Raw genomic sequence first — 23,985 nt, forward strand, 5'->3', positions numbered from 1 at the left:
CTGGTCCAAGCGTGTTTCTTGCGGTCACGGAGAGTTCTCACGACCCACCCCTGGACGCCGCTGTATTCGTTTCGTAACCTGTTCGAGATCTCGCGGCCCCCGGTCGTCGATGAGACGGCGACGCGAGATCGCCGCCGATACCCCCTGCCGGGTACCGGGCCCACCGCGTGTCTATTCGCTGTTGCGGTAGCGCACGCCCGGGTCAGCGCGGACGAGGCCCCCGACTCGCCGCCCGGTGCCCGAAGGCGGCCGATCAGCAAAGGAGACCCGCGCGAGAATGCGTTCGCATCCCGTCAAGCGCGTGGTGTCAGGTGCCCTCGCCGCGGCCTCGGTGATCACAGTCGTCACCATGGCCCAGCCGTCGGCCAGCGCCGCCCCCGTCCCCGTCCTCCAGGCCCCGCCCACCGGGTCCGACGCCCTCGCGAAGTACCGGGACCTCTCGGCGCAGGCCGAGAAGCTCAACGAGGACCTCCTGAAGGCCCAGGACGACCTGACCGCCAAGCAGGGCCAGCTCGACAAGGCCAACGCCGACGTCACCGCGGCCAAGGACGCCGGCGCCTCGGCGATCGAGGCCAAGCAGAAGTACCAGGGCCAGGTGGACAAGTTCGCCGGCGCGTCGTTCACCAGCGGCGTCCAGCTGAACAAGCTGTCCGCGCTGCTGGCCGGCACGTCCACGCAGGACTTCCTGGACCGCTCGTCGGCGCTCGAGGTCATCGCGACCGAGAAGAACGGCGCGATGGACGGCCTCACCGACGCGGCCGGGAAGGCCACCGCCGCCGAGAAGGCGGCGACCGACGCGGCCAAGCGGGCGACCGACGCCCGTGACGCGGCGGCGAAGCTGGCCTCGGACATCGAAGGCAAGAAGAAGAATCTCCAGGCGCAGATCGACCAGATCGAGGCCCAGAGCAAGACGCTGAGCACCGCCGACAAGACCGCCCAGAAGGACACCGGCGGCGACGCCCCGGTCGTCAAGGCGGCCTCCGCTGCCGCGCAGAAGGCGGTCGACGCGGCGCTGAGCAAGCTGGGCAGCGCCTACGTCTACGGCGCCACCGGACCGAGCACGTTCGACTGCTCGGGCCTGATGCAGTGGGCGTACAAGCAGGCCGGCATCAGCCTGCCGCGGACGTCGTCGGCGCAGGCGGGCTTCGGCACGTCGGTGCCGCGCGACCAGCTGCAGCCGGGCGACCTGGTGGCGTACTACTCGCCGGTGTCCCACATCGGGATGTACATCGGCGACGGCAAGATGGTGCACGCGCCGACCAGTGGTGACGTCGTCAAGATCTCGCCGCTGCTGAAGGAGTACGCGGGAGCGACGCGGCCCACGGCCTGACGCTCCCCGTTTGTCAGTGCCCCGTTCGGGAGGTGTGGAACCTCCCGGACGGGGCACTCTGCGTCCATGGCCGAGCACGACGACGTCGACAAGGCGACCGCGGACGCGGTCGGCAAGGTCACCGAGGCGTTCGAGACGATCGAACGAGCCCGGGGCCACCTCTACGCGTTCCACCAGATGACGGGCACCGGCGACCTGCTGTTCGAGGACGCGGCGAAGATGCTGCGGGAGGCCGGCCACCCCGAGTGGGCGGACCGCATCGACGAGGAGCTCATCGGGCTCAACGTCCTCCCGGACCGCTGGACGTTCCAGGTGGTCGAGGACTACGACGACGGCTACTACCGCACCACCCGCGAATTCACGCGCGAAGTGCGCGAGGGCCTGACCGGCGGTCGCCGGCACGTGCAGGAGCAGCAGTTCAAGGACGCCCGCCGGACTCGCGGGCGCGCGGGCCACGAGGCCGGGCCGCCGAGCACTCCGCCGATCCGAAGTTGTCGGACCCCCGGGTTGGAGTCGGAGACGAGCGAACAAGTGTTCGATCGAGGGACGGAGGAGCGATGACGGAGCCCAATCCGGAGAAGGACCCGAGCGAGTGGACCACGGGCGACGAGCCGATGACCGGTCCGCAGAAGTCGTACTTGCAGACGTTGGCGCAGGAGGCCGGGGTCGAGGTGCCCGAGGAGCTGACGAAGGCCGAGGCTTCCGAGCGGATCGACGAGCTGCAGCGGAGCACGGGGCGGGGCAGCTGAGGGGGTTCGCGTGGCTGTGGGTCAGGCCGCCGCGAGCTGGGTCGCGCCGGTGACCCGCAGCAGGAATTCGGCGTTGGAATCGGTCTTGCGGAGCTGCTCGAGCAGCTGATCGAGCGCGTGCGGCCCCTGCAGCGCCCGGCGGACCTCGCGCATCGCCGCGAGTTCTTCCGGCGTGACCAGCAGCTCTTCGCGCCGGGTGCCGGACGCGGGGATGTCGACGGCCGGGAACACGCGCCGCTCGGCGGCCTTGCGGTCGAGCTTCAGCTCGGCGTTGCCGGTGCTCTTCAGCTCTTCGAAGAACACCGTGTCGGCCAGCGAGCCCGTCTCCACCAGCGCGGTCGCGATGATCGTCAGCGACCCGCCGCCTTCGACGTTGCGCGCCGCGCCGAGCAGTCGTTTCATCGGCTGCACCGCGGCCGCGTCGACGCCGCCGGAGAGGGTGCGGCCGGAGGGGCGGGCCGAAAGGTTGTACGCCCGGCCGAGGCGGGTGAGCGAGTCGAGCAGCAGCACGACGTCTTCGCCCAGCTCGACCCAGCGTTTCGCGCGCTCGATGGTGAGCTCCGCCACGGCGACGTGCTCGGCGGGCGGCCGGTCGAAGGTGGAGGCGATCACTTCGCCGCGGATCGTGCGGCTCAGCTCGGTGACCTCCTCCGGGCGTTCGTCGGCGAGCAGCACGAGCAGGCGGCAGTCCGGGTGGTTGACCGAGATGCCGTGGCCGATTTCGCGCAGCACCGTGGTTTTTCCGGCCTTCGGCGGCGAAACGACGAGCGCACGCTGCCCCTTGCCGATCGGCGTGACGAGGTCGAGCACCCGCGGCACCAACCGGGCCGGCGTGGTTTCCAGCCACAGCCGTTCGTCCGGGTGCACCGGCACGAGGTCCGCGAAATGTGGCCGCGGCTGCGCCGGGTCGAAGCCGTTGACGCTCTCGATGTTCTCGGTGGTGCCGGTGATTTCGTCGCCGGCGCGCAGCTTGTGCTTGCGCACCAGGGAAAGCGGAACGGCGATGTCGTCCGGGGCCGACCGGTGGCCGGTGCGGACGAAGGGAGTTTTTCCTGACAGGTCAAGGATTCCGTTGAAAGGCATGGGTGTCTCCTGATGAGAAGGCCGACCGGTGGCCGGCGAAAAAAGGAAGGAGGCCGAGTGGCCTGGATCCGGGAGCTGCCTCCGGGCGGCCAAGGGGCCTGCGTCCGGGAGGAGCAACTCAACGGTAGCGAAGGGTTATCGAAAGCGCAACGGGTAAGTCCCGGTCGCCGTGGGTAGCTCTGAAGGGAGAAGCCCGATGAACGGGGGAACCGAGGCGGACCGAAGGGAGCGGATCGTGTATCGACATACCCCGGACCCTGGCGTCGATACCGGCGAAAGCACCGACGCCGACCAGGCTGGGACCACCGTCCCGGAGCACCACGCAGCGAGGGCGGTAACCACGGCACCCTTCGAAGAACTGGCGCCGGCCCTGCCCAACGAGATGGCGGGCCTGCGCCGCAAGCTGCTCCACTGGCTGGGCGAGCTGACCCTGGACCCGGACAGCAAGCACGACATCACGCTGGCGACGTACGAAGCGCTGGCCAATGTGGCGGCGCACGCGTACCCGAGCGGCCACGGCTGGGCACGCCTGCAGGCAGTGCACGAGGGCGACGCGGTGACGGTGACGGTCTCCGACACCGGCTGCGGAATCTCGGCCACCCGCCCCCGCCAGGCCGGCCTGCGCACTTCGGGCGGGCGAGGCCTGCTGCTGATCGACAAGGTGACGGACCAGGCGGACGTCGACTCGACCGGCCAGGGCACCACGGTGACGATGACCTGGCGCCCGGCCGCCCTCCGCCACGGGAACCCGGCCTGACACGAGCCGCGAAAGCGAAAGAACCTTTACGCGGCAGGCATTGCGCGGAGAAGTCCCGCAGAGTGCTCGACGCCGGACAGGGCCCTGCCGCCGCAAGAGAACAAACGCTTGCGGCGGCAGGCCTTTGCCCGCCGGCTGACACAGCAGCCGAGAGGGGCTCTCCCCCGCCCCTCGGAGTGCTCTACATCACACCATCAAGCCGCGCTGGCCAGCCGCACCAAGCGCTTGCGCGGGTACGAAACCAGCTCCCGCTCCTCATCCGTGGTGAAGATCTCGACCGAGTCCTCCAGCAACTCCGCCGAGGTCACCTGCAGCTGCCACGCGGGCAGGCCCGGCGCGGGCTCGTGCCAGAACCACTGGCCCTTGGTCAGCTGGTCCGCCGGGACCGTCGCGTCGTCCGTGTTCATGTGTTGAGGCTAGCCGCCACCACCGACAGTTTTCGCACGGCCTCAGCCGTGCGTGGGGTTGACTGTGATCGTCAGCACGTCCGGGTCGCCCGCGAAGACCGCGCCGCTGAAGTCCGGGCCCGGGCTCACGTCGTCGTACGGGAACGCGTAACCGCGGTTGTCCGGGAGTTTCGAGTGGACGATCCGCGCGTAGTGGTTCGTCGTGTCGCCCTGGTAGAACTTGGCCGGGTCTTCACCGGTCGGCTGGTTCGGGTTGGCCAGCAACGTCGTGCGGTTCAGCGCCGCCGCCAGGCGGGGGACGATCGCCTTGCGGGCGTCGCTCGCCCCTTCGGCCAGCGCGAACGGGCCGCTGTCGCAGCTCCAGACGTCCGCCGTCGCCGGCTTGGCGAACGACTCCGCGCCGAACACCAGCTGCCCACCCGTCACCCGGCCGGTGAACTTGCCGACGCCCGGGTTCTGCGAGTCGACCACCAGGTCGGTGCCTTCGTACTTCTGCCACACCTGGTCGATGTAGGCGTCGAGGTAGCCGCCGAACTGCGTTGCGTGGTGGTGCGGTGACAGCACGCGCAGCGTGCCGCCGTCGCCCGTCTGCACCAGGCCGGCCCACTCGCCACCCAGCTCCTTCAGCGCCGAAGCGACCTGGTCCAGCGCGCCGGCCGGCAGCCCGTTGACCGTCGGCGTCCCGGACCCCTTCGTCGTCAGCGAAAGCCCCATCGGGATACCCACGAAGTCGACGTAGCTGATGTTGGCGAACAGCTGCGTGTCGTTGAAGGTGAACTCGCTGAACGACCAGTTCTTGCCGTAGTTCGCGTCGCCGGAGTTGAGGAAGCTCGGGTGCACCAGGTTGGGCCCGGGGTCGAGGAAGAAGTCCAGCTTCGCGTCCGTGACGACGTAGATGCGCGCACCACCCATCTTGGGCACCGTCACCTGCGCGCCCGACCCGATCGGGATGGCGCAGTCCTCCGGCAGCGGGGTCGTGGGCGCGGACGGCGAGTCCGGGTAGTACGGCGTGCCGTCGGCGCGCAGCAGCACCAGCTTGCCGTCCGGCGTGGTGCCGGTGACGTAGGCGTACACGGTGCCGGAGCCCGAGTTGTTCACCAGCTTGAGGCCGAACGTGTCCGGCGTCGCGGCGTAGGCGGACCGCGCGAGGGGCAGCGCGGTGGCCGTGGCGAGCGTCGCCGCCGTGAGGCTGAGGAACGAGCGACGGGAGATCATGATGTCCTCCACGTTGAGGAGACGGATTGCAGAGTCCATAATGGACATCCGAGGGCGGTTCGCAGGATTCGTTGTGGACGTAAACAAACTATGACTCCGGTTTCGTTACCTGGCAACCCTTCGAAAGAAGGTCCAGACCACAGCCTCACCCGGCCCGCGCGGTGCCCAGCGGCGCGAAGTTCCAAACGGGACTCCCCCGGCACTGCCCGGGGGTACCGCGTGCCCGGTACTTCCGGGCACTCCCCTTGACGCGGGCTCGAACGACCGTGGACAGTGGTGGGCCTCGCAGGTCGTGGACGACCCATTCCCCTCCGGAAGCGAGATCTCATGCGCACCGTCAAGCAGCTCACCGCCGTGCTGGCCTCCCTGTCCTTCGTCCTGACCGCCGCCCCGGCGCACGCCGCGGAAACCTGGACCACGGTCTACCAGGACGACTTCGACGGCGCCGCCGGCACCGGCCTGAACACCCAGGACTGGCTCTACGACAAGGGAACCGGCTACCCGGGTGGCGCGGCGAACTGGGGCACCGGCGAGATCGAGACCTCGACCGACTCGACGGACAACGTCCACCACGACGGCCAGGGCCACCTGGCGATCAAGCCGCTGCGCGACGCGGGCGGCAACTGGACGTCGGGCCGGATCGAAACCCAGCGCACCGACTTCGCCGCCCCCGAAGGCGGCCAGCTGGAGATCAGCGCGACGCTCAAGCAGCCGTCTCCGGAGAAAGGCCTCGGTTACTGGCCGGCGTTCTGGGCGATGGGCGCCGACGCCCGCCCGGTCGGCGCGACGAACTGGCCGAGCATCGGCGAGCTCGACATCATGGAAGACGTCAACGCGCTGAGCAAGCACTCCACCACCTTCCACTGTGGACAGTGGCAGGGCGAGTGCCACGACCCGGACGGCATCACCAGCGACCTGCAGGACTGCGCCGGCTGCCAGGAGGGCTACCACAGCTACTCGGTGATCGTGGACCGGCGGAACGCCGCGGCCGAAGAGCTGCGCTTCTACCTGGACGGCAACCAGACCTTCTCGGTGCAGCAGAACCAGGTCTCGGACGCGACCTGGAAGGCCGCTGTCGACCACGGCTTCTTCGTCATCTTCGACGTCGCGATCGGCGGCTCCTACCCGAACAAGGTGTGCGGCTGCACCTCCCCCGGCGCGGACATCACGCCCGGTGCGGAGATGAGCGTCGACTCCCTCTCGGTCAGGACCAGCCAGGGCTGACAGTAGGCTGGGCGGCATGAAGCACGCCGTCATCGCGTCACCGATCGGGCCGCTGACCCTGGTCGGCGAAGGCGAGGCCCTGGCCGGCCTGTACTTCGACGGCCACCTGCGCACCCCCCGCATCACCGACCTCGGCCCCCGGGACGACGACGCCTTCGAGACGGCGCGGCAGCAGCTCGACGAGTACTTCGCGGGCACGCGGCGCGAGTTCGACCTCGAGCTCGCGCCGCGCGGCTCGGCGTTCGAGAAGCAGGTCTGGGCGCTGCTGACGAAGATCCCGTACGGCGAGACCCGCACGTACGGGCAGCTGGCCACCGAGCTGGGCGACCCCGGCGCCGCGCAGGCGGTCGGGAACGCCAACGGCTGGAACCCGATCAGCGTCGTCGTGCCGTGCCACCGCGTGGTCGGCACCAGCGGCGGGCTGACCGGGTACGCCGGTGGCCTCGACCGCAAGCGGTTCCTCCTGAGTCTCGAGGAACCGCCCGCGGACGAGGTCGGCCGGCTGTTCTAGCCCGCCGAGCAGGTCACGGTCGGGTCGGTCAGGTTCCCGCCGTGCTGCACGGTGAACCCGATGACGTTGCCGCTCCCGTTGGGCCGCGCGGTCAGCACGTAGCCGGTGCTGTCGTACGTCCCGGTGTAGTTCCAGCTGCCGATGACCTTCTGCGGCGCGTGGAAGGTGATCGTGAGGACCCAGTTGTTCGAGCCGGTCACCGTCACCTGGCCGTTGAAGCCGACGTTCCACTCGGCCGTCTTGGCGTAGGTCCCCGTGCACCCGCCCGGCGGCGGGGTCGTGGTCGTCGTCGGAGGCGGCGTGGTGGGTGTGGTGGGTGTGGTGGTCGGCGGCGGGGTGGTGCCGCCGTTGAGCGCGTCGAGCACCGCGGTGTAGGCGGCCTTCTTCTGGCCGTTGCCGTCGAACAGCAGCGGCGTGGCCGACGCGCGCCAGGAGTCGGTGTCCCGGATGCCCCACACCGTGATGCCGGTGCAGCGCGCCACCGCCAGGCAGGCGTTCGTGACCGTGCGGAACTTGTCGGCCTGGGCGCTGCCCGACCCTTCGATGTCCAGCTCGGTGATCTGCACGTCCACGCCGAGGTCGGTGAAGTTCTGCAGCGTGGTCCGGTAGTTCGACGGCACCGGGCTGTTGCTGTTGAAGTGCGACTGGAAGCCGACGCAGTCGATCGGCACGCCGCGGGACTTGAAGTCCTGGACCATGCGGTACACGGCCTGGGTCTTCGCCTGGTTCCAGTCGTCGGTGTTGTAGTCGTTGTAGCAGAGCTTCGCGTTCGCGTCGGCCGCCCGCGCGGCGCGGAACGCCGCCTCGATCCAGTCGTTGCCGGTGCGCTGCAGGTTCGAGTCGCGCCGCGCTCCCGAGCTGCCGTCGGCGAAGGCCTCGTTGACGACGTCCCAGGCGTAGATCTTGCCGCGGTAGTGGGTGGCGACCTGGGTGACGTGGTTCAGCATCGCCGACCGCAGCGCCGAACCCTCCATGCTCTGCATCCAGCCGGGCTGCTGGGAGTGCCAGGCCAGGGTGTGCCCGCGCATCCGGGCGCCCTGGCTCGTCGCCTGGGCGACGATCCGGTCCGCGTTGCCGTAGGAGAACTGGTTCTGCGACGGCTCGGTGGCGTCGATCTTCATCTCGTTCTCCGGGGTGATCATGGAGAACTCGCGGCTCAGGATACCGGTGTAGACGCTGTCCGACAGCTTGCTCGCCGACACCGCGGTGCCGAAGTAGCGGCCGGTCCCGCTCGCCGCGCTGCCCAGCGTCGTGCCGGCGGACGGCGTCGGGGACGTCGTCGGCTGGCTGCCGCTGTTCAGGCCGAGGAACGCGATCGCGTACGCCACCATCCCGTTCTGCGGCAGGGCGTGCCCGGCACCGGCGACGCTGATCCCTTCGACCGGCGCTTGGACGGCGGTGCTGCCGTAGCGCGTGCGCGTCCAGCCGGACTGCGGCGCGTCACTCGAGGCCGGGGTCTGGCTCACCCCGCGCAGGTTGGTCCACTGCTTGATCTCCTCCCCGAAGTTCGGGTAGCGCAGGGTGTCGTCGGCCGTGCCGTGCCACAGCTGCATCCGCGGGTACGGGCCGGCCTGCCCGCCGCTCATCTGCCGGGCCTGGTCACCCCACTGCTGGGCGGTCTTGGTGAGCTGGCCGCCCGAGCACTGGCTGTTCCAGCTCGAGCCGTCGGTGGTGGCGAAGCAGCCGGCGGGCACACCCATGAACGCCGAACCGGCGGCGAACACGTCGGGGTACTCCGCGGCCAGGACGTTCGTCATCATCGCGCCGGAGGAGAACCCGGTGACGAACACCCGGGTGGGGTCGACGTTGTAGTGCTGCTTGGCGTAGTCGACCATCGACAGGATGCCGACCGGGTCGCTGCCGCCGCCGCGGGTGAGGGCCTGCGGCGAGGAGACGTCGAAGCACTGCCCGCTGCGGGTGGCCTCGGGGAACACGATGACGTAGCCGTACTGGTCGGCCGCGGTGACGTAGTCGTGGGCGTACCCGCTGAACACCGCGGACGCGGAGCCGGTGCAGTAGTGCAGCGCGACCAGCAGCGCCGGCTTGGCGGCGACGTGGTCGGGGACGTAGGCGTACATGTTGAGGTTGCTGGGGTTCGCGCCGAAGCCGGTGACCCGGGTCAGCGTGGCGGCCGACGCGGGCTGCGCCGTGATCACCAGCACGATGGCGGTGGCGATCGACAACGCGGCGGCGAGGAGGGCGGTGCAGAGTCTTCGCACTCGAGGGAATCCTTTCCGGTGGCAGGGCGCAGCTGGGACGATCGTTCGTTCGCCACCCGGTACCGGTCAACGATTATCGCAATGTTTCGGGACCTTTCGAACTGCCGCCAAGCCGTTCTGCTGAAAGGATCCGGGGATGACCGAGCTGCTCCTGGGCCCCCTGCTCCGGCACGTCGACGCGACCTCGGCGACGATCTGGGTCGAAACGAACGCACCGTGTGAAGTCCGCGTCGCGGAAGCGGAAGCGCGGACGTTCGAGATCGCCGGCCACCACTACGCGCTGGTCGTGCTCACCGGGCTCGAACCCGGCCGGAACACGCCGTACGAGGTCCGGCTCGACGGCGAGGTCGTCTGGCCCGAGCCGGACAGCGACCTGCCGCCCAGCCGGATCCGCACGCTCGCCCCCGGTGACCCGCGGTTCCGGCTCGTGTTCGGGTCGTGCCGCAAGCCGCGCGAGGAGGACGCGCTGGGCCCGGACGCGCTCGCCGCGTACGCCCACCGGATGGCCGGGCTCGGCGAGCAGGAGTGGCCGGAGTCGCTGCTGCTGCTCGGCGACCAGGTGTACGCGGACGAGACCACGGACGCGACGCAGCAGTGGCTCGCCACGCGCCGCGACACGAGCGAGCCGCCGGGCACCGAGATCGCCGACTTCGAAGAGTACTGCCACCTGTACTTCGAGGCCTGGTGCGAGCCGTCGGTGCGCTGGCTGCTCTCGACCGTGCCGACGTCGATGATCTTCGACGACCACGACGTCCGCGACGACTGGAACACCTCGCAGGCCTGGCGCGAAGAGATGGCTCGCACGTCGTGGTGGCCGGAGCGGATCCGCGGCGCGCTGGTGTCGTACTGGGTCTACCAGCACCTGGGCAACCTGGGGCCGGACGAGCTGGCGAAGGACGAGGTCTACCAGCGGGTCAGCACGTCGGGGGTGGACAACGCGGAGCTGCTGCGCGCGTTCGCTGACCGGGCCGACCGGGAGGCCGACGGCGCCAAGGGCACCCGCTGGTCCTACCGGCGCGACTTCGGGCCGGTACGGCTGCTGGTCATCGACTCGCGGGCCGGGCGGATCCTCGAGCACGGCGAGCGTTCGATGATCGGCGACGCCGAGTTCGAGTGGATCGAGGAGCAGGCCCAGGGCGAGTTCGAGCACCTGCTGATCGGGACGTCGCTGCCGTGGCTGATGCCGACCGCGCTCTCGGCCGCCCAGTCGGTCAACGAGCGCCTCTGCGCGCGGCCCGGGCTCGTCGGGCAGGTTTCCGAGTGGTTCCGGCAGCTCGCCGACCTCGAGCACTGGCCGGCCTTCCGCGCGTCGTTCGACCGGCTGTCCCGGCTGATCGGCCGGGTCGCGGACGAGGGCGCGGCGTCGGTGAACGTGCTGTCCGGCGACGTGCACCACGCCTACGTCGCGCAGGCCGAGCTACCCGGGGCGCCGGTCCACCAGCTGACCTGCTCGCCGATCCACAACACCGTGCCCTGGTACATGAACCGCCTGTTCCGCGCGGGCTGGGCACGGGGGCTGACCCGGCTGAGCACCTGGCTGGCCCGCCGGGTGGGTGTGCCGCCCGCGCCGCTGACCTGGAGCTGCGTGTCCGGGCCGCACTTCGGCAACGCCGTGATGACGTTCGACGTCGACGGCCGCTCGGCCACGGCGACGCTCCTGCAGCCCGGCCGCGACGAGGTGCCGATCCGGCTCACCTGAGCGCGAGGGTGGGTGCGGCGCGGCCACCCTCTTCGGCCCGGCCGGGGCTAGGGTCAGGTCATGGCCAGGGAAAACGCGCTCGGGGAGTTCCTCCGGGCCCGCCGCGAACAGGTGGGACCGGACGAGCTGGGCCTGCCCGCGGGCGGGGCGCGCCGGGTCGCGGGGCTGCGCCGCGAGGAGGTCGCGGTGCTGGCCGGCGTCAGCACCGACTACTACGTCCGGCTCGAACAGGGCCGGGAACGCAATCCCTCGGCGCAGGTCCTCGACGCGCTGGCCCACGGGCTGGCGCTGGACGAGGACGCCACCGCGCACCTGCACCGGCTGGCCCGGCCCGCGCCGAAACGCCGTCGCGTGCGGCGGCGGGAGCAGGTCAGCCCGAACCTGCTGCGGCTGATGGCCGGCTGGCCGGACACCCCCGCGCTGGTGCTCGGCCGCTGCCTGGAGGTGCTCGCGCACAACGTGCTGGGCGAGGCGCTGTTCGCCGGGCACACCCACAGCGGTGACCTGGTGCGGCTGGTGTTCCTCGACCCGGACGCGCGCGGGTTCTACCCGGACTGGGAGCGCGTCGCGGTGAACACCGTCGGCGGGCTGCGGGTGGCCGCGGGCCTCGACCCGGACGATCCCCGGCTGATCGAGACGGTCGGTGAGCTGTCGGTCAAGAGCGCCGACTTCCGCCGGCTGTGGGCGCGCCACGACATCCGGCAGAAGACGCACGAGACCAAGCGGTTCCACCACCCGCAGGTCGGCGAGCTGACGCTGAGCTACGAAGCGCTGACCGTGAACAGCGCGCCCGGCCAGCAGCTCGTCGTCTACCAAGCCGAGCCGGGCAGCTCGTCGGAAGCTGCGCTCGCGTTGCTCGGCAGTCTCGCCGCGAGCTGATTTCTTTTCTTTGTTCCACAATGGACGGAAGGTTTCGTCATGCCCGAAAACTGGTTCATCACCGGCTGCTCGACCGGCCTCGGCCGGGCACTGGCCACCGCGGTGCTCGAGCGGGGACTGCGCGCCGTCGTCACGGCCCGCGACCCGGGCCAGGTCGCCGACCTCGTCGCGGCACACGGCGACCGCGCGCTGGCCCTGGCCCTCGACGTCACCGACCACGCGCAGGTCGCCGCCGCGGTCAGGGCGGCCGAAACCGCGTTCGGCGGGATCGACGTCCTGGTCAACAACGCCGGCTACGGCTACCTCGCCGCGATCGAGGAAGGCTCGCCCGACGAGGTCCGGGAGTTGTTCGACACCAACGTGTTCGGCCTCGCCGACGTCACCCGGGCGGTGCTGCCGGGGATGCGGGCGCGGCGGAGCGGGCACGTGGTGAACGTGTCGTCGCTGGGCGGGCTCGCCGCGTTCGGCGCCACCGGCTACTACCACGCGACGAAGTTCGCCGTGGAAGGGCTTTCCGAGTCACTGGCGGCGGAAGTGGCGCCGCTGGGGATCAAGGTGACGATCGTCGAGCCGGCGGCGTTCCGCACCAACTGGTCCGGTCCGTCGATGCGCCAGTCGGCGACCCGCATCGACGACTACGCGGCGACGGCCGGCGCGCGTCGCACGGCCACCACCGCCACCCACGGCCACCAGCCGGGCGACCCCGCGCGGGCGGCCGAGGCGATCATCGACGCCGTTTCCGCGGCCGATCCCCCGCTGCGGTTGCTGCTGGGCAAGGCCGCCTACGACATCGCGACGGCCCGCCTGGACACCCTGCGGGCCGAGTTCGACAGCTGGCGCGAGGTCACCCTCGCCGCCGACTTCCCCTCCTGAAAGGGTTTTCCGTGAAGATCGTGCTCATCACCGGCGCCAGCAGCGGCATCGGTCACGCCACCGCCCTGCGCCTGGCTCACGAAGGCCACCACGTGGTGCTCGGCGCCCGCCGGGAAGACCGGCTGACCGCGCTGGCGAAGGAAATCCACGACGCGGGCGGCACCGCCGACGTGCACCGCCTCGACGTCACCGACCGCGCGGAGGTCGCCGAGTTCGCCGACGCCGCCGTGCGCGCGCACGGCCGGCTCGACGTGTTCGTCGCCAACGCCGGGGTGATGCCGTTGTCACGCCTGGACTCCCTGCTCGTCGACGAGTGGGACCGGATGCTCGACGTCAACGTCCGCGGCCTGCTGCACGGGATCGCGGCGGTCCTGCCGCACTTCCGCCGCCAGGGCGGCGGCCACTTCGTGACGATCGCCTCGACGGGCGCGCACGAGGTCGTGCCGACGGCGGCGGTCTACTGTGGAACGAAGTACGCGGCCCGCGCGATCACCGAAGGCCTGCGCCTGGAGGCCGACCCGGGCATCCGCGTGACGACGGTGTCGCCGGGCGTGGTCGAGTCCGAGCTGGCGGACACGATCACCGAACCCGGGGCGAGGGAAGCGATGCGCACCTACCGCGCGGTGACGTTGCCGCCGGACACGATCGCGGGCGCGATCTCGTACGCGATCGGCCAGCCGGCGGGCGTGGACGTCAACGAGGTCGTCGTGCGGCCGACCGCCCAGCGCTGACCCGGCCCGTGTCGTCCGTTCAATCACGCGTGTCGACCCGCTGATCACGCGTGTCGACGTTCCCGCGCGGCATCACACGTGATCGGCGGGGCACGCGTGTGATCAGAGGGGCATCACGCGTGATTGAAGGGGCATCACGTGTGATTGGGGGGTCGACACGGCTCAGCGTTCCAGCTCCGCGATCACCCGCGGGATCTCGGCCACCAGCTCCCGGGCCAGCAGGCCTGTGGTTCCGGTGTCCGGGATCAGGCGCCGGCCCGCCACCGCGTGGACGTGCGTTGCCCAGACGGCGGCCTGGGCCGGGTCCGCGCCGCGGGCCAGGAAGCCGCCCGTCAGGCCCGCCAGGACGTCGCCGCTGCCCGAAGGCGACCGGCTCAACGCGCCGAGCGCGAACGCGTCCAGCACCACCCGGGCGTCCGGGGCGAACCGAGCCGGTCCACCGCGTCGCCCGCGATCGCGCCCGACGGCGTCTCCGGCAACCCGAACACCGAGGACTCCGGCACGGAGACACCGAGGGCCACCGCGTGCCGTTCGCTGACCGCGAGCTGCAGCGTGCCGGCACCCGCACGCAGCGCGGCCGTGCCGGACAACGCCGGCGCGCCCGGCACCGTCCGCGCGCCGCCGACGACGAGCACCGTGCCGCGGTCCCGCGTGCCGATCCGCCTGTCCCGCAACAGGGCCGGGCTGATCGGCGCCGGGTCAGGAGAGCTGCTGCGCGGCATCGTCGTCCGCCGTCGGCGGGGTGTCGGTGGCGTGCAGGTGGCCGACCTCCTGGGCCCGCACCATGGTGAACCCGCCGTCGCGGTCGCGCTCCCAGGTCGTCACCGAGCCGTTCGGGACCTCGGTGCTGTGCGCGGCACGCATGAGATCGGGCTCCGGCAACCCTTCCAGCAGGTAGCGGAGGGCGTAGACGGTCATCTCGTGCGCCGACAGCAGCACCCGCCCGCCGGGCCGGCTCGCGCTCAGCTCGCTCAGCAGGGACCGCAGCCGCAGCACGACGTCCGCCCAGGACTCCCCGCCCGGGGGCCGGTAGTAGAACTTGCCCAGCCGCTGCTTGCGCCGCAGCTCGTCCGGCCACCGCTCGCGGACGCCGTGCGAGGTCAGCAGGTCCAGCACGCCGAGCTCGCGGTCGCGCAGCCGTTCGTCGGGCACGATCGCGACGCCCTCGGGCGCGGCCAGCCGCGCGGTGTCCCAGGCGCGGCGGTAGGTCGAGGTGACGACGACGTCCGGCGGGTGCTCCGCCAGGAACTCACCCGCGGCCTTCGCCTGCTCCCGCCCGAGATCGGTCAGCGGGACGTCGGCGTCGCGCTCGGCGATGTCGATCACATCCGCCCCCGCCGACTCCGCTTCCTCCCGCGCCACGTTTCCGGTGCTCTGGCCGTGCCGCAGCACACCCACCCAGTCCAAGTCGACGCTCACGCCCGGGTGGTTACCCCCGGCAACCCGCCGTCGAAACCCGGGATGGTTAGGCCCGCAAAGGAGTTCCGGCTAGGGTCGGTCCATGTCGCGAAGTCTCGACGCCCAGGACCGGCTGCAGCAGCTGGAAACGATCATCGGCCGCCCGGCCGGCCACCTCGGGTTGGCCGAGCAGCTCACCGAGACCTTGCGGCGCCTGCGCGAGGCCATGGGCGTCGACACCGCGACCGTGCTGCGCTACCAGGCCAGCGGCCACCAGCTCGTGGCCTTCGCCGCGGCCGGCATCGAGGAAGAGGTCCACCAGGGCGTGCGGGTGCCGGTGGGCAGCGGCTTCGCCGGCCGGGTCGCGCTCGAGCAGCAGCCCGTCGTGCTCGACCACGTGGACGAGACCACCGTCGTGAACGCGCTGCTCTGGGAACGCGGCCTGCACTCGATGCTCGGCGTGCCGATGGTGGCCGGCACCGAGCTCGTCGGGGTGCTGCACATCGGGTCCGTCGCGCCGCGCCGGTTCACCGAGGCCGACGTCGCCACCCTGCAGCTGCTCGCCGACCGCCTCGCCACGGTGACCCTGGCGGAGGCGCTGGAAGAGAACCGCACCGCCACCATGGCGCTGCAGCGCAGCCTGCTGCCGAGCCGGCTGCCCGCGGTTCCCGGGCTCACCTTCGGCGCGCGGTACGTCCCGGGCGCGGAGACCGGCCTCGGCGGCGACTGGTACGACCTGTTCCTCCTGCCGGGCGAGCGGCTGGGGGTCGTGATGGGCGACGTCTCCGGGCACGGCCTCGACGCCGCGGTGATCATGGGCCGGCTGCGCAGCGCCCTGCGTGCCTACGCCCTCGACTGCGAGAGCCCGGCCGAGGTCCTCGCCAAGCTCGACCGCAAGGCCAACCACTTCGAGCACGGCGCGATGGCCACCGTCGCCTACGGCATCATCGACGCGGGCCGCGAGACGCTGACGTTGTCGCTGGCCGGGCACCTGCCCCCGGTGCTCGTGGAACCCGGCGGGTCCGGCCGGCTGGTCGACGTACCACCGGATCCCCCGATCGGGTTGACCATCGGGCAGCCCGAACGGCGGACGACGGTGCTCGCCCTGCCGCCGGGCGGCGTGCTCGCGCTCTACACCGACGGGCTGGTCGAACGGCGTGACCGGCCGGTGGACACCGGCATGCGGCAGCTGGCGGACGCGTTGCGCGCCGGCGAGCCCGAGCGGGTCTGCGCGCAGCTGATGGCCGCGATGATCGGCAACCAGCCGGCCCAGGACGACGTCGCCCTGCTGGCCATCCGCCGCGAGGTCGTCCCGGCCGGCGGCTGACGCGGCCGGGACGAGCGCGTCAGCTCCCGGCCAGCGCGGCTTCGCGGGTCGGGAACAGCGAAAGGCTGTCCTCGAGCCCGGTCAGCTGGATCGGGCGCAGGGTCGCCCGGCCGGACGCGACGATCCGCACCGCGGTGCCGGCCGCGGCGTTGCGGTGGATGGTCAGCAACGCGGTCAGGCCGGGCGAGGCGAGGAACTCGACCCGCGTCAGGTCGACGACGAGCAGCGGCGGGTTCGCCGCCAGCGCCTCGCCGGCGGCCTGGACGAGGGCCGGCGCCGTGGTGGTGTCCACGTCCCCGGCGACCTCGACGACGACCGCGCCGTCCTGCTCCGTTCGGGCGATCCGGAACTCGCCGAATGGCACAGCGGTCGCCGCACCTTCACTGTGGGTGTGTTCCGTCATCGTGACTTCTCCTCGCCTTCGGCAGCGCCACCGGGACGTCCGGCGGGCGCGCGTGATCACGAAGGCTGTTTGCTCAACCGCGATCAATCATGCCCGCACCCGCGCCCGGCCGCCGTGTCAGCGTCCCCTCCGCTTTGCGCGAAACCCGCGAGCAGGCAGGATGGTCGACATGGCCGAAACGGAAGCGACCGGTGACTCCCTCGGGGACGCCACGCGCTCGGCGGGTTCCGTCGCCCTGGAGCACCAGGACGGCACCGCCGTGCTGCGCGTCGACGGCGCCCTCGACCTCGCGCTGGCGCCGAAACTCCGGCAGCTCGCCGAGCGCGCCGCGCGCCTGCGGCCGGCGCTGCTCGTGATCGACCTGACCGGCGTCACCTTCCTGGCTTCGGCGGGCATGGCCGAGCTCGTGCGGGCGCACCGGGGCCGCGTCACATCGGCGCCCCTGCGGGTGGTCGCCAGCGGCCGGATCACCTTGCGCCCGCTGGAGCTCACCCGGCTGATCGACGAGCTCGCCATCTACCCGTCCCTGCCCGAGGCCCTGGCCACCTGATGACCGAGCCGGGGTCCGACGGAGTACTCGACGCCGTGCGCCGGGCGTTCGTCGACGACACCGGCGCCCCGGTGGCCACCGAACTCCGGTCCCTCGGCCCGCTGGAAGCGCGTGCGGTGCTCGGCGACCACGTCGTGGCGGCCGTCACCGATCCCGCGCTCCTGGCGGATCTCGCGGTCACCGCGGCGGTGGCCGTCGCGGGCGAAGGCGGCGGCACGCTGGTCTGCACCACCGGCGACGTCGGCGGGCGGCCGGCGCTCGTCGCCGCCGGCATCGACGCCGCCACCGCCGGTCTGGCGGACACCGTGCGGCGGCTGCGCGGCGAGGCCGCGGTGGTCGACGCGCTGCACTCCACCGGCCGGCTGCTGACCGCCCAGCTCGACCTCGACCAGATCGTGCAGGACGCGACCGACGCCGCCACGAAGGCGACTGGCGCGCAGTTCGGCGCGTTCTTCTACAACCTCGTCGACGAGCTCGGCGAGTCCTACACGCTGTACACGATCTCGGGTGTGCCGCGGGAGGCGTTCGCGAAGTTCCCGATGCCGCGCAACACCGCGGTGTTCGCCCCGACCTTCGACGGCGAAGGCACCGTCCGCAGCCCCGACATCACCCGCGACCCGCGGTTCGGGAAGAACGCGCCCTACCACGGGATGCCGGCCGGGCACCTGCCGGTGTGCAGCTACCTCGCCGTGCCGGTGCTCAGCCCGACCACCGACGACGTGCTGGGCGGGTTCTTCTTCGGCCACTCCGAACCCGATCGGTTCACCGCACGCCACGAGTACCTCGCCGAGGGCATCGCCGGCTATTCGGCCATCGCGCTGGACAACGCCCGCCTCTACGAACGCGAGCGCAACCTCGTCACCGAGCTGTCCCGCAGCATGCTGCCGGTCGCCCCGGACCTGCCCGGCCTCGACGTGCTCACCCGCTACCTGCCCGCGGCGACCGGGACCAAGGTGGGCGGCGACTGGTTCGACGTCTTCCGGCTCCCGTCCGGCGCGACCGCGTTCGTCATCGGCGACGTCGTCGGCCACGGCGTCACGGCCGCGACCGTGATGGGCCAGGTCCGCACCGCCATCCGCTGCTACGCGCTGCTGGAGCTGCCGCCGTCGGAGGTGCTGCGCAACGTCTCGGCGCTGACCGGCGGGCTCTTCGGCGAAAGCTTCGTCACCTGCTTCTACGCGGTCCACGAGCCGGCCGGCGACACGCTGACCTTCGCGAACGCGGGCCACCTGCCGGCGATCCTGGTCGACCCCGGCGGCGCCCTGCGCGAGATCGGCGAGGCACTGGCGCAGCCGCTGGGCGTCGGCTCGGCGTTCCCCCAGCACAGCACCGTCTTCCCGCCCGGCGCGGACCTGGTGCTCTACACCGACGGCCTGGTCGAGAGCCGCACCCGCGACCTCACCCTCGGCGTCGAATGGCTGCTCGCCGGGATCCCGGCGTTGCTGAGCGCGGCCGACCTCGGCACGGCCTGGGACAAGCTCGTCGACGAGCTGACCCACGGCCGCCACGACGACGACATCGCGCTGATCCACGTGCACCACCGCGGAGAGGACGCAAGATGACCGAGCCCCTCCCCCCGGGCGCGTCCGCCCCGCCGGCGACGTTCCACCGCCGCACCGTCGCGGTGGCCGACCGGCTGCCGGAACTGCGCGAAGAGCTCGCCGACTGGCTGCGCACGCTCGACCTGAGCGCCGACCAGCGGGAGGACGTCGTCCTCGCCGGCTACGAGGCGATGGCCAACTCCGCCGAACACGCCTACCGCGACAGCGAAGCGGGGCCGATCGACGTCCGTGCCGAGGCCCTGAACGGACGGCTCACCGTGACGGTCACCGACTACGGCGCCTGGCGGGTGCCGGTCCCGACGAACGGCTTGCGCGGGCGCGGCCTGCTGCTCATCGACAGCCTCGCCGACCAGAGCGCCCAGGTGCACCGGGAAGACGGCACGACGGTGACGATGACCTGGCTCGCCGACGGCGCTGTCTGACCACGCTGTCTGGCCCCGGGTTCACCCGGGCGTGCGCCGTTCGCGCGCGCGGCGGGCGGGCCGCAGGTCGAGTACGCTCACGCGGGGCTGCGTGAACCAGGAGTGTGATGAGCGTCGGCGAGGAATCCGTCCAGCGCGCCGCCTTCCCGGGAACCAGCCAGATGGCGACCCGGATGCGGGAGTTCGACTGGGCTTCGTCCCCGCTGGGGGAACCGGCGGGCTGGCCGGCGAGCCTCACGACGGCCGTGCGGATCTGCCTGACCTCCCGCTTCCCCATGATCGTCTGGTGGGGCCCGGAACTGCGGTTCCTCTACAACGACGCGTACCTGCCGCTGCTCGGCACCAAGCACCCGGCGCTCGACAAGCCCGGTTCGCAGGTGTGGACCGAGATCTGGCACATCATCGGCCCGATGCTCGACGGCGTGATGGCCACCGGCGAGGCGACCTGGTCGGAGGACCTGCTGCTGCCGATGAACCGGCACGGCTACTGGGAAGAGACCTACTGGACCTACTCCTACAGCCCGGTCCACGACGACGAGGGCGCCGTGCGGGCGGTGTTCACCGCGGTCACCGACACCACCGAGCGCGTGATCGGCGAACGCCGCATGGCCACCCTGCGCGAGCTCGGCGCCCAGGCCGGGATCGCCCGCACCGTCGGCGAAGCGTGCGAGCTGGTCGCCGGGGTGCTGGGCCGCGCCGGCGCCGACATCCCCTACGCCGCGATCCACGTCCGTGACGAGGAACGCCTCACCCTCGCCGCCGTCACCCCGGGCGGGGACAGCGCCGGCCACGCACCCGGCTGGCCGCTCGAGGCCGTGCTCTCCGGCGGCGGCCCGCGCGTCGTGCCCGACCTGACCGCGAAGTTCGGCGAGCTGCCCTCGGGCGGCTGGACCACGCCCCCGGCCGAGGCGGTCGTGTTGCCGCTGCCGGGCGACGCCGGCGGTCCGGCCACCGGCGTGATCGTGCTCGCCGCCAGCGCCGGACGCGCCCTCGACGAGTCCTACCGGACGTTCCTCGGGCTCGTCGCCCAGCAGACCGCGGCGCTGGTCAACGGCGCGCTGGCCTACCGGGCGCAGCAGCAGCGCGCCGAGGACCTGGCCGCACTGGATGCGGCGAAGACGACCTTCTTCGCCAACATCAGCCACGAGTTCCGCACCCCGCTCACGCTGATCCTCGGCCCCGCGGCCGAGCTCGGGACGGCGCTCGCCGGCGCCGACGAGCGGGTGCGCGAAGAGGTCGACGTCATCCACCGCAACGCGTTGCGGCTGGGCCGGCTGGTGAACAACCTGCTCGACTTCTCGCGGATCGAGGCCGGCCGGATGCAGGCCCGCTTCGAACCGGTCGACCTGGCGGCGTTCACCGCGGAGCTGGCCAGCGTCTTCCGCGCCGCGGTCGAGCGGGCCGGGCTCGCCTTCGAGGTCGACGCCCCGCCGCTGGCGCAGCCGGTGCACGTCGACCGCGGGATGTGGGAGAAGATCGTCCTCAACCTGCTGTCCAACGCGGTCAAGTACACCTTCGACGGCGCGATCCGGGTGCGCGCCGGGCTCGACGACGAGCACGCCGTGGTCACCGTGTCGGACACCGGGATCGGGATCGACGCGGCCGAGCTGCCTCGCCTCTTCGAACGCTTCCACCGGATCCCGTCGGTGCGGGCCCGCTCGAACGAGGGCAGCGGGATCGGCCTGGCCCTGGTGCGCGAGCTCGTCGGCATGCACGGCGGCACCGTCTCGGTGGAGAGCACCCCGGGCGCGGGCACGACGTTCCGGATCCGGGTGCCGCTGGGCACCCGGCACCTGGCGGCCGAGCACCTCGCCCCGGCGCCCTCGGCCGGCGGGATCGCGGCCGAGACCGTCGAGCCGTACCTGCAGGAGGCCCTGCGCTGGCTGCCAGGGCCGGACGGCACCGCGGGCCTCCCCGTGCCCGCCACGGCGGCCGGCCCGCGGGTCCTGATCGCCGACGACAACGCGGACATGCGCGACTACCTGGCCCGCCTGCTCGGCGACGACTACGCGGTGACCGCGGTGCACGACGGCGTCGAGGCCTTCGCGGCGGCCTGCGCGAACCCGCCCGACCTCATCGTCAGCGACGTCATGATGCCGCGGATGGACGGCCTGGCCCTGCTCGCCGAGCTGCGGCGCGACCCGCGCACCGCCGCCGTGCCGGTGCTGCTGCTCTCGGCCCGGGCCGGCCAGGAGGCCGCCGTCGACGGGCTCGCCGCCGGCGCCGACGACTACCTCGTCAAGCCGTTCTCCGCCCGCGAGCTGCAGGCCCGCGTCCGCACGACGATCCGGCTGGCGCGGCTGCGGACCCAGCATTCGCGGTGGCGCGTGGCGATGATCGACTCCCTGCAGGAGGGGTTCTTCGTGTGCGACGCCGAGGGCCGTGTCGTCGAGATCAACGCCGCGTGCACCGAGCTGCTGGGCTTCGGCGCGGAGGGCCTGCCCTACGCCCCTCCGTTCCCGTGGACCCCCAGCCGGGACGACGACCCGGTGGCCCACCAGCAGGTCGCCGCCGCGCTCGAGCGGTCGCGCACCGAGCCGGCGGGCAACTTCGTGCTTCCCCTGCGACACCGCGACGGGCACCGGGTGTGGGCCGCGCTCGCCTACAACGAGCTGTACGACGACGAGGGCCGCCGCCGGCTCATCGGCACGCTCCGCGACGTCACCGCGGAGCGCTACGCCGTGCAGCGGGAAACCGCGCTGGCGTCGATGAGCCAGCGCCTGGCCGGGGTCAGCGGCGTGCCGGAGGTGATCCGCACCGCGCTGGACCTGCTGCGCGACCTGTGGCAGGCCGAGCGCGTGCTCGCGGTGTCCTGGCGGCCCGACGACGAGCCCGGGCTGGTGTCCACGGACGCCGCCGAGCTGCGCTGGACCGGTCTGGCGGCCGAGCTGCGTGCGACGCTCGACCGGGTGCGCGCGCTGCCCGCGTTGCACGCGACCCGGGAGGACGGCGGCGCCGCCGCGACCCTCGACCACCCCGGCGGCCGGCTGACGCTGTGGGTCGAACCCTCGCCGGCCCGCCCGCTCGGCACTGAGGACCAGACGCTGCTGGCGTTGCTGGCCGGCACGCTCGCGCACGCCCTGCGCCGCGCGCACCTCGACGACCGCCAGCGCGAGGTCGCGATCGCGCTGCAGCGCTCGATCCTCGGCCCGGCCCTGCTGCCCGACGGTTTCGCGGTGCGCTACGAGCCGGCGAACCCACCGTTGGAGGTCGGCGGTGACTGGTACGACGTCGTCCCGCTGGCCGGCGACCGGATCGGCATCGTCGTGGGCGACTGCGTCGGGCGCGGGCTCGCCGCGGCCGCCGTGATGGGCCAGCTGCGCAGCGCCTGCCGCGCGCTGCTGCTGGAGGCCAACGGCCCGGCGCACACGTTGGCCACGCTCGACCGGTTCGCCGACCGGCTGCCGGGGGCGCTGTGCACGACCGTGTTCTGCGGGATCCTCGACCCCGGCACCGGGTCGCTCACCTACAGCAGCGCCGGGCACCCGCCGGCCACGCTGGTGCACCGCGACGGCACCGCGGAGTTCCTCGACGCGGCCGGCAGCGTGCCGCTGGCGGTGCGGGTCGCGGCCGTCCGCCCGGAGGCGACCGCGGTCGTGCCGATCGGCTCGCTCCTGATGCTCTACACCGACGGGCTGGTCGAACGCCGCCGTGAGTCGCTGGACGACGGCATCGACCGGGCCACCGCGGTCGCCCACGACGGCCGCGACGCCGCGCTCGCGGACCTCGCCGCCGACCTGATGGGCCGGCTCCGGCCGACCGGCGGCTACGAGGACGACGTCGCGCTGCTCCTGTACCGCCGCTCGACGCCCCCGCTCGCGCTGGACTTCCCGGCGCACCCGGACAGCCTCGCCTCGACGCGGCACTGGCTGCGCGCGTGGCTGGGCAACGTGGCCCTCGACGAGGAGCTCGCCCAAGACGTCCTGGTCGCCACGGGCGAGGCCTGCGCCAACGCCGTCGAGCACGCCTACCCGGGCGAGGCCGGGGCCGAGGAGAACGCCCACCTGGCCGCCCGGCTCACCGGCGCGCACCTGGTCGTCACCGTGACCGACCACGGCCACTGGAAGCAGCCACCGCCGGACAACCACGTCCTGCGCGGCCGCGGCGTGCCGATGATGGAGGCGCTGGCCGACACGGTCACCGTCCGGCACGGCGCCGCGGGCACCACCGTCACGCTGGAATGGAGAATCGGTTCGTGACGACGGCACTCACGCTGGTCACCGGCGCGGGCGACGACGGGAAGCGGGTCCTGACCGCCACCGGTGAGATCGACATGAGCAACGCCGGCGAGTTCGGCGCGGCACTGGACCGGGAACTGGCCGCCGGCGGCCCCGTCGTGGTGGACCTCACCGGGGTGACCTACCTGGACAGTGCCGGCATCGCGGTGCTCTTCGACCGGGCCACCGTCCACGACCTGCGGCTCACCGCGCCGCGGCTGCTCGACCGCGTCCTGCGGGTCTCCGGGCTGGCCCGCTGCGCCGAAGTGACCATCCGCTGAGTGATTGGGCGACTGCCCAGTGGGTACGTCAATTCCAGTGACGGTCGCGGGTGGGTTGTGCTGCCGGCCGTCGCCAGGTGGCCCCGGCGCCCAACCCACGACGTTCAGCAGCGAGCGCCGGGCCGGAGCCACCGCACCGGCTCCCGGG

The 23,985-nt window shown here is 72.2% G+C and carries 24 protein-coding genes; 16 read left to right on the top strand and 8 right to left on the bottom strand.

The window, feature by feature from the left end; translation table 11 throughout:
* Nucleotides 1–277: 277 nt before the first annotated feature.
* From M8542_RS34610 to M8542_RS34620, 3 genes are all read left to right on the top strand, one after another.
* On the top strand, nucleotides 278–1,330 hold the full coding sequence (locus M8542_RS34610) for a C40 family peptidase (protein ID WP_257924527.1): 1,053 nt from the start codon (nucleotides 278–280) through the stop codon (nucleotides 1,328–1,330).
* Between the two features lie 66 nt (nucleotides 1,331–1,396).
* Nucleotides 1,397–1,891: a hypothetical protein gene (locus M8542_RS34615; protein ID WP_257924528.1), complete on the top strand. Its 495-nt coding sequence runs from the start codon at nucleotides 1,397–1,399 to the stop codon at nucleotides 1,889–1,891.
* A complete protein-coding gene (locus tag M8542_RS34620) occupies nucleotides 1,888–2,079 on the top strand; it encodes a DUF3072 domain-containing protein (protein ID WP_257924529.1) in 192 nt (63 codons plus the stop codon). The genes M8542_RS34615 and M8542_RS34620 overlap by 4 nt, the downstream gene beginning before the upstream one ends.
* 21 nt (nucleotides 2,080–2,100) lie before the next feature.
* Here M8542_RS34620 and rho read toward each other — a convergent pair whose 3' ends face one another.
* The gene (rho, locus tag M8542_RS34625; protein WP_257924530.1) at nucleotides 2,101–3,162 is read right to left on the bottom strand and encodes a transcription termination factor Rho; all 1,062 of its coding nucleotides are present in this window, start codon (nucleotides 3,160–3,162) and stop codon (nucleotides 2,101–2,103) included.
* 235 nt (nucleotides 3,163–3,397) lie between these two features.
* On the opposite strand from rho, the gene M8542_RS34630 reads away from it, so the two are divergent.
* Complete coding sequence (locus tag M8542_RS34630) at nucleotides 3,398–3,919, top strand: ATP-binding protein (RefSeq protein WP_257924531.1); 522 nt, start codon at nucleotides 3,398–3,400, stop codon at nucleotides 3,917–3,919.
* Between the two features lie 194 nt (nucleotides 3,920–4,113).
* Here the strand turns inward: M8542_RS34630 and M8542_RS34635 are convergent, their stop codons facing one another.
* Entirely contained in the window at nucleotides 4,114–4,326 is a 213-nt protein-coding gene (locus tag M8542_RS34635) for a hypothetical protein (protein WP_257924532.1), read from the bottom strand.
* Nucleotides 4,327–4,368: 42 nt separating this feature from the next.
* The gene (locus tag M8542_RS34640) at nucleotides 4,369–5,541 is read right to left on the bottom strand and encodes a glycoside hydrolase family 64 protein (RefSeq protein WP_257924533.1); all 1,173 of its coding nucleotides are present in this window, start codon (nucleotides 5,539–5,541) and stop codon (nucleotides 4,369–4,371) included.
* Nucleotides 5,542–5,868: 327 nt separating this feature from the next.
* Between M8542_RS34640 and M8542_RS34645 the strand changes: the two genes are divergently transcribed.
* Together M8542_RS34645 and M8542_RS34650 are read left to right on the top strand one after the other, a co-directional pair.
* On the top strand, nucleotides 5,869–6,765 hold the full coding sequence (locus M8542_RS34645; RefSeq protein ID WP_257924534.1) for a glycoside hydrolase family 16 protein: 897 nt from the start codon (nucleotides 5,869–5,871) through the stop codon (nucleotides 6,763–6,765).
* Nucleotides 6,766–6,781: 16 nt separating this feature from the next.
* Nucleotides 6,782–7,276, top strand: a complete 495-nt coding sequence (locus tag M8542_RS34650; protein WP_257924535.1) for a methylated-DNA--[protein]-cysteine S-methyltransferase — start codon at nucleotides 6,782–6,784, stop codon at nucleotides 7,274–7,276.
* On the opposite strand, the gene M8542_RS50080 is transcribed toward M8542_RS34650, so the two are convergent.
* Nucleotides 7,273–9,495 carry an extracellular catalytic domain type 1 short-chain-length polyhydroxyalkanoate depolymerase gene (locus tag M8542_RS50080; protein ID WP_308210313.1) on the bottom strand — a complete coding sequence of 741 codons (2,223 nt, stop codon included), beginning with the start codon at nucleotides 9,493–9,495 and terminating at the stop codon, nucleotides 7,273–7,275. The genes M8542_RS34650 and M8542_RS50080 overlap by 4 nt on opposite strands.
* A 136-nt stretch (nucleotides 9,496–9,631) precedes the next feature.
* Between M8542_RS50080 and M8542_RS34665 the strand changes: the two genes are divergently transcribed.
* Genes M8542_RS34665 through M8542_RS34680 form a run of 4 tightly spaced genes read left to right on the top strand, consistent with a single transcriptional unit; the run spans nucleotide 9,632 to nucleotide 13,677 of the window.
* Nucleotides 9,632–11,194: an alkaline phosphatase D family protein gene (locus tag M8542_RS34665; RefSeq protein ID WP_257924536.1), complete on the top strand. Its 1,563-nt coding sequence runs from the start codon at nucleotides 9,632–9,634 to the stop codon at nucleotides 11,192–11,194.
* Between the two features lie 60 nt (nucleotides 11,195–11,254).
* Nucleotides 11,255–12,073, top strand: coding sequence for a helix-turn-helix transcriptional regulator (locus M8542_RS34670; protein ID WP_257924537.1), 819 nt, complete (start codon nucleotides 11,255–11,257; stop codon nucleotides 12,071–12,073).
* 39 nt (nucleotides 12,074–12,112) lie between these two features.
* Nucleotides 12,113–12,946: an oxidoreductase gene (locus M8542_RS34675; RefSeq protein ID WP_257924538.1), complete on the top strand. Its 834-nt coding sequence runs from the start codon at nucleotides 12,113–12,115 to the stop codon at nucleotides 12,944–12,946.
* An 11-nt stretch (nucleotides 12,947–12,957) separates the two neighbouring features.
* On the top strand, nucleotides 12,958–13,677 hold the full coding sequence (locus M8542_RS34680) for an SDR family oxidoreductase (protein ID WP_257924539.1): 720 nt from the start codon (nucleotides 12,958–12,960) through the stop codon (nucleotides 13,675–13,677).
* Between the two features lie 162 nt (nucleotides 13,678–13,839).
* Here the strand turns inward: M8542_RS34680 and M8542_RS34685 are convergent, their stop codons facing one another.
* Genes M8542_RS34685 through M8542_RS34695 form a run of 3 tightly spaced genes read right to left on the bottom strand, consistent with a single transcriptional unit; the run spans nucleotide 13,840 to nucleotide 15,096 of the window.
* Nucleotides 13,840–14,082 carry an NAD(P)H-hydrate dehydratase gene (locus M8542_RS34685; RefSeq protein WP_257924540.1) on the bottom strand — a complete coding sequence of 81 codons (243 nt, stop codon included), beginning with the start codon at nucleotides 14,080–14,082 and terminating at the stop codon, nucleotides 13,840–13,842.
* A complete protein-coding gene (locus M8542_RS34690) occupies nucleotides 14,052–14,399 on the bottom strand; it encodes an NAD(P)H-hydrate dehydratase (RefSeq protein ID WP_257924541.1) in 348 nt (115 codons plus the stop codon). Before M8542_RS34690 ends, M8542_RS34685 begins: the two co-directional genes overlap by 31 nt.
* A complete protein-coding gene (locus M8542_RS34695) occupies nucleotides 14,377–15,096 on the bottom strand; it encodes a histidine phosphatase family protein (RefSeq protein ID WP_257924542.1) in 720 nt (239 codons plus the stop codon). Before M8542_RS34695 ends, M8542_RS34690 begins: the two co-directional genes overlap by 23 nt.
* Before the next feature lie 82 nt (nucleotides 15,097–15,178).
* Between M8542_RS34695 and M8542_RS34700 the strand changes: the two genes are divergently transcribed.
* Nucleotides 15,179–16,402, top strand: a complete 1,224-nt coding sequence (locus M8542_RS34700) for a PP2C family protein-serine/threonine phosphatase (protein ID WP_257924543.1) — start codon at nucleotides 15,179–15,181, stop codon at nucleotides 16,400–16,402.
* A gap of 19 nt (nucleotides 16,403–16,421) precedes the next feature.
* Here M8542_RS34700 and M8542_RS34705 read toward each other — a convergent pair whose 3' ends face one another.
* Entirely contained in the window at nucleotides 16,422–16,805 is a 384-nt protein-coding gene (locus M8542_RS34705; RefSeq protein ID WP_257924544.1) for an STAS domain-containing protein, read from the bottom strand.
* A gap of 169 nt (nucleotides 16,806–16,974) precedes the next feature.
* Between M8542_RS34705 and M8542_RS34710 the strand changes: the two genes are divergently transcribed.
* From M8542_RS34710 to M8542_RS34730, 5 genes are all read left to right on the top strand, one after another.
* The gene (locus M8542_RS34710) at nucleotides 16,975–17,355 is read left to right on the top strand and encodes an STAS domain-containing protein (RefSeq protein ID WP_257924545.1); all 381 of its coding nucleotides are present in this window, start codon (nucleotides 16,975–16,977) and stop codon (nucleotides 17,353–17,355) included.
* A complete protein-coding gene (locus M8542_RS34715) occupies nucleotides 17,355–18,917 on the top strand; it encodes a PP2C family protein-serine/threonine phosphatase (protein WP_257924546.1) in 1,563 nt (520 codons plus the stop codon). The genes M8542_RS34710 and M8542_RS34715 overlap by 1 nt, the downstream gene beginning before the upstream one ends.
* A complete protein-coding gene (locus tag M8542_RS34720; protein WP_257924547.1) occupies nucleotides 18,914–19,339 on the top strand; it encodes an ATP-binding protein in 426 nt (141 codons plus the stop codon). The genes M8542_RS34715 and M8542_RS34720 overlap by 4 nt, the downstream gene beginning before the upstream one ends.
* Nucleotides 19,340–19,446: 107 nt before the next feature.
* Nucleotides 19,447–23,538, top strand: coding sequence for a SpoIIE family protein phosphatase (locus M8542_RS34725; RefSeq protein ID WP_257924548.1), 4,092 nt, complete (start codon nucleotides 19,447–19,449; stop codon nucleotides 23,536–23,538).
* Nucleotides 23,535–23,837 carry an STAS domain-containing protein gene (locus tag M8542_RS34730; RefSeq protein ID WP_257924549.1) on the top strand — a complete coding sequence of 101 codons (303 nt, stop codon included), beginning with the start codon at nucleotides 23,535–23,537 and terminating at the stop codon, nucleotides 23,835–23,837. The genes M8542_RS34725 and M8542_RS34730 overlap by 4 nt, the downstream gene beginning before the upstream one ends.
* The last annotated feature ends 148 nt before the right edge of the window (nucleotides 23,838–23,985 follow it).

The organism is Amycolatopsis iheyensis, from assembly GCF_024703995.1.
In the GTDB taxonomy this organism is placed as follows: domain Bacteria; phylum Actinomycetota; class Actinomycetes; order Mycobacteriales; family Pseudonocardiaceae; genus Amycolatopsis; species Amycolatopsis iheyensis.

What these genes read in the sequence shown, in the direction of transcription:
- M8542_RS34640 (WP_257924533.1), bottom strand. Translation starts at nt 5,541, where the DNA reads ATGATCTCCCGTCGCTCGTTCCTCAGCCTCACGGCGGCGACGCTCGCC.
- M8542_RS34635 (WP_257924532.1), bottom strand. Translation starts at nt 4,326, where the DNA reads ATGAACACGGACGACGCGACGGTCCCGGCGGACCAGCTGACCAAGGGC.
- M8542_RS34645 (WP_257924534.1), top strand. Translation starts at nt 5,869, where the DNA reads ATGCGCACCGTCAAGCAGCTCACCGCCGTGCTGGCCTCCCTGTCCTTC.
- M8542_RS34720 (WP_257924547.1), top strand. Translation starts at nt 18,914, where the DNA reads ATGACCGAGCCCCTCCCCCCGGGCGCGTCCGCCCCGCCGGCGACGTTC.
- M8542_RS34670 (WP_257924537.1), top strand. Translation starts at nt 11,255, where the DNA reads ATGGCCAGGGAAAACGCGCTCGGGGAGTTCCTCCGGGCCCGCCGCGAA.
- M8542_RS34650 (WP_257924535.1), top strand. Translation starts at nt 6,782, where the DNA reads ATGAAGCACGCCGTCATCGCGTCACCGATCGGGCCGCTGACCCTGGTC.
- M8542_RS34710 (WP_257924545.1), top strand. Translation starts at nt 16,975, where the DNA reads ATGGCCGAAACGGAAGCGACCGGTGACTCCCTCGGGGACGCCACGCGC.
- M8542_RS34610 (WP_257924527.1), top strand. Translation starts at nt 278, where the DNA reads ATGCGTTCGCATCCCGTCAAGCGCGTGGTGTCAGGTGCCCTCGCCGCG.
- M8542_RS34690 (WP_257924541.1), bottom strand. Translation starts at nt 14,399, where the DNA reads ATGCCGCGCAGCAGCTCTCCTGACCCGGCGCCGATCAGCCCGGCCCTG.
- M8542_RS34705 (WP_257924544.1), bottom strand. Translation starts at nt 16,805, where the DNA reads ATGACGGAACACACCCACAGTGAAGGTGCGGCGACCGCTGTGCCATTC.
- rho (WP_257924530.1), bottom strand. Translation starts at nt 3,162, where the DNA reads ATGCCTTTCAACGGAATCCTTGACCTGTCAGGAAAAACTCCCTTCGTC.
- M8542_RS34675 (WP_257924538.1), top strand. Translation starts at nt 12,113, where the DNA reads ATGCCCGAAAACTGGTTCATCACCGGCTGCTCGACCGGCCTCGGCCGG.
- M8542_RS34665 (WP_257924536.1), top strand. Translation starts at nt 9,632, where the DNA reads ATGACCGAGCTGCTCCTGGGCCCCCTGCTCCGGCACGTCGACGCGACC.
- M8542_RS34620 (WP_257924529.1), top strand. Translation starts at nt 1,888, where the DNA reads ATGACGGAGCCCAATCCGGAGAAGGACCCGAGCGAGTGGACCACGGGC.
- M8542_RS34700 (WP_257924543.1), top strand. Translation starts at nt 15,179, where the DNA reads ATGTCGCGAAGTCTCGACGCCCAGGACCGGCTGCAGCAGCTGGAAACG.
- M8542_RS34725 (WP_257924548.1), top strand. Translation starts at nt 19,447, where the DNA reads ATGAGCGTCGGCGAGGAATCCGTCCAGCGCGCCGCCTTCCCGGGAACC.
- M8542_RS34615 (WP_257924528.1), top strand. Translation starts at nt 1,397, where the DNA reads ATGGCCGAGCACGACGACGTCGACAAGGCGACCGCGGACGCGGTCGGC.
- M8542_RS34715 (WP_257924546.1), top strand. Translation starts at nt 17,355, where the DNA reads ATGACCGAGCCGGGGTCCGACGGAGTACTCGACGCCGTGCGCCGGGCG.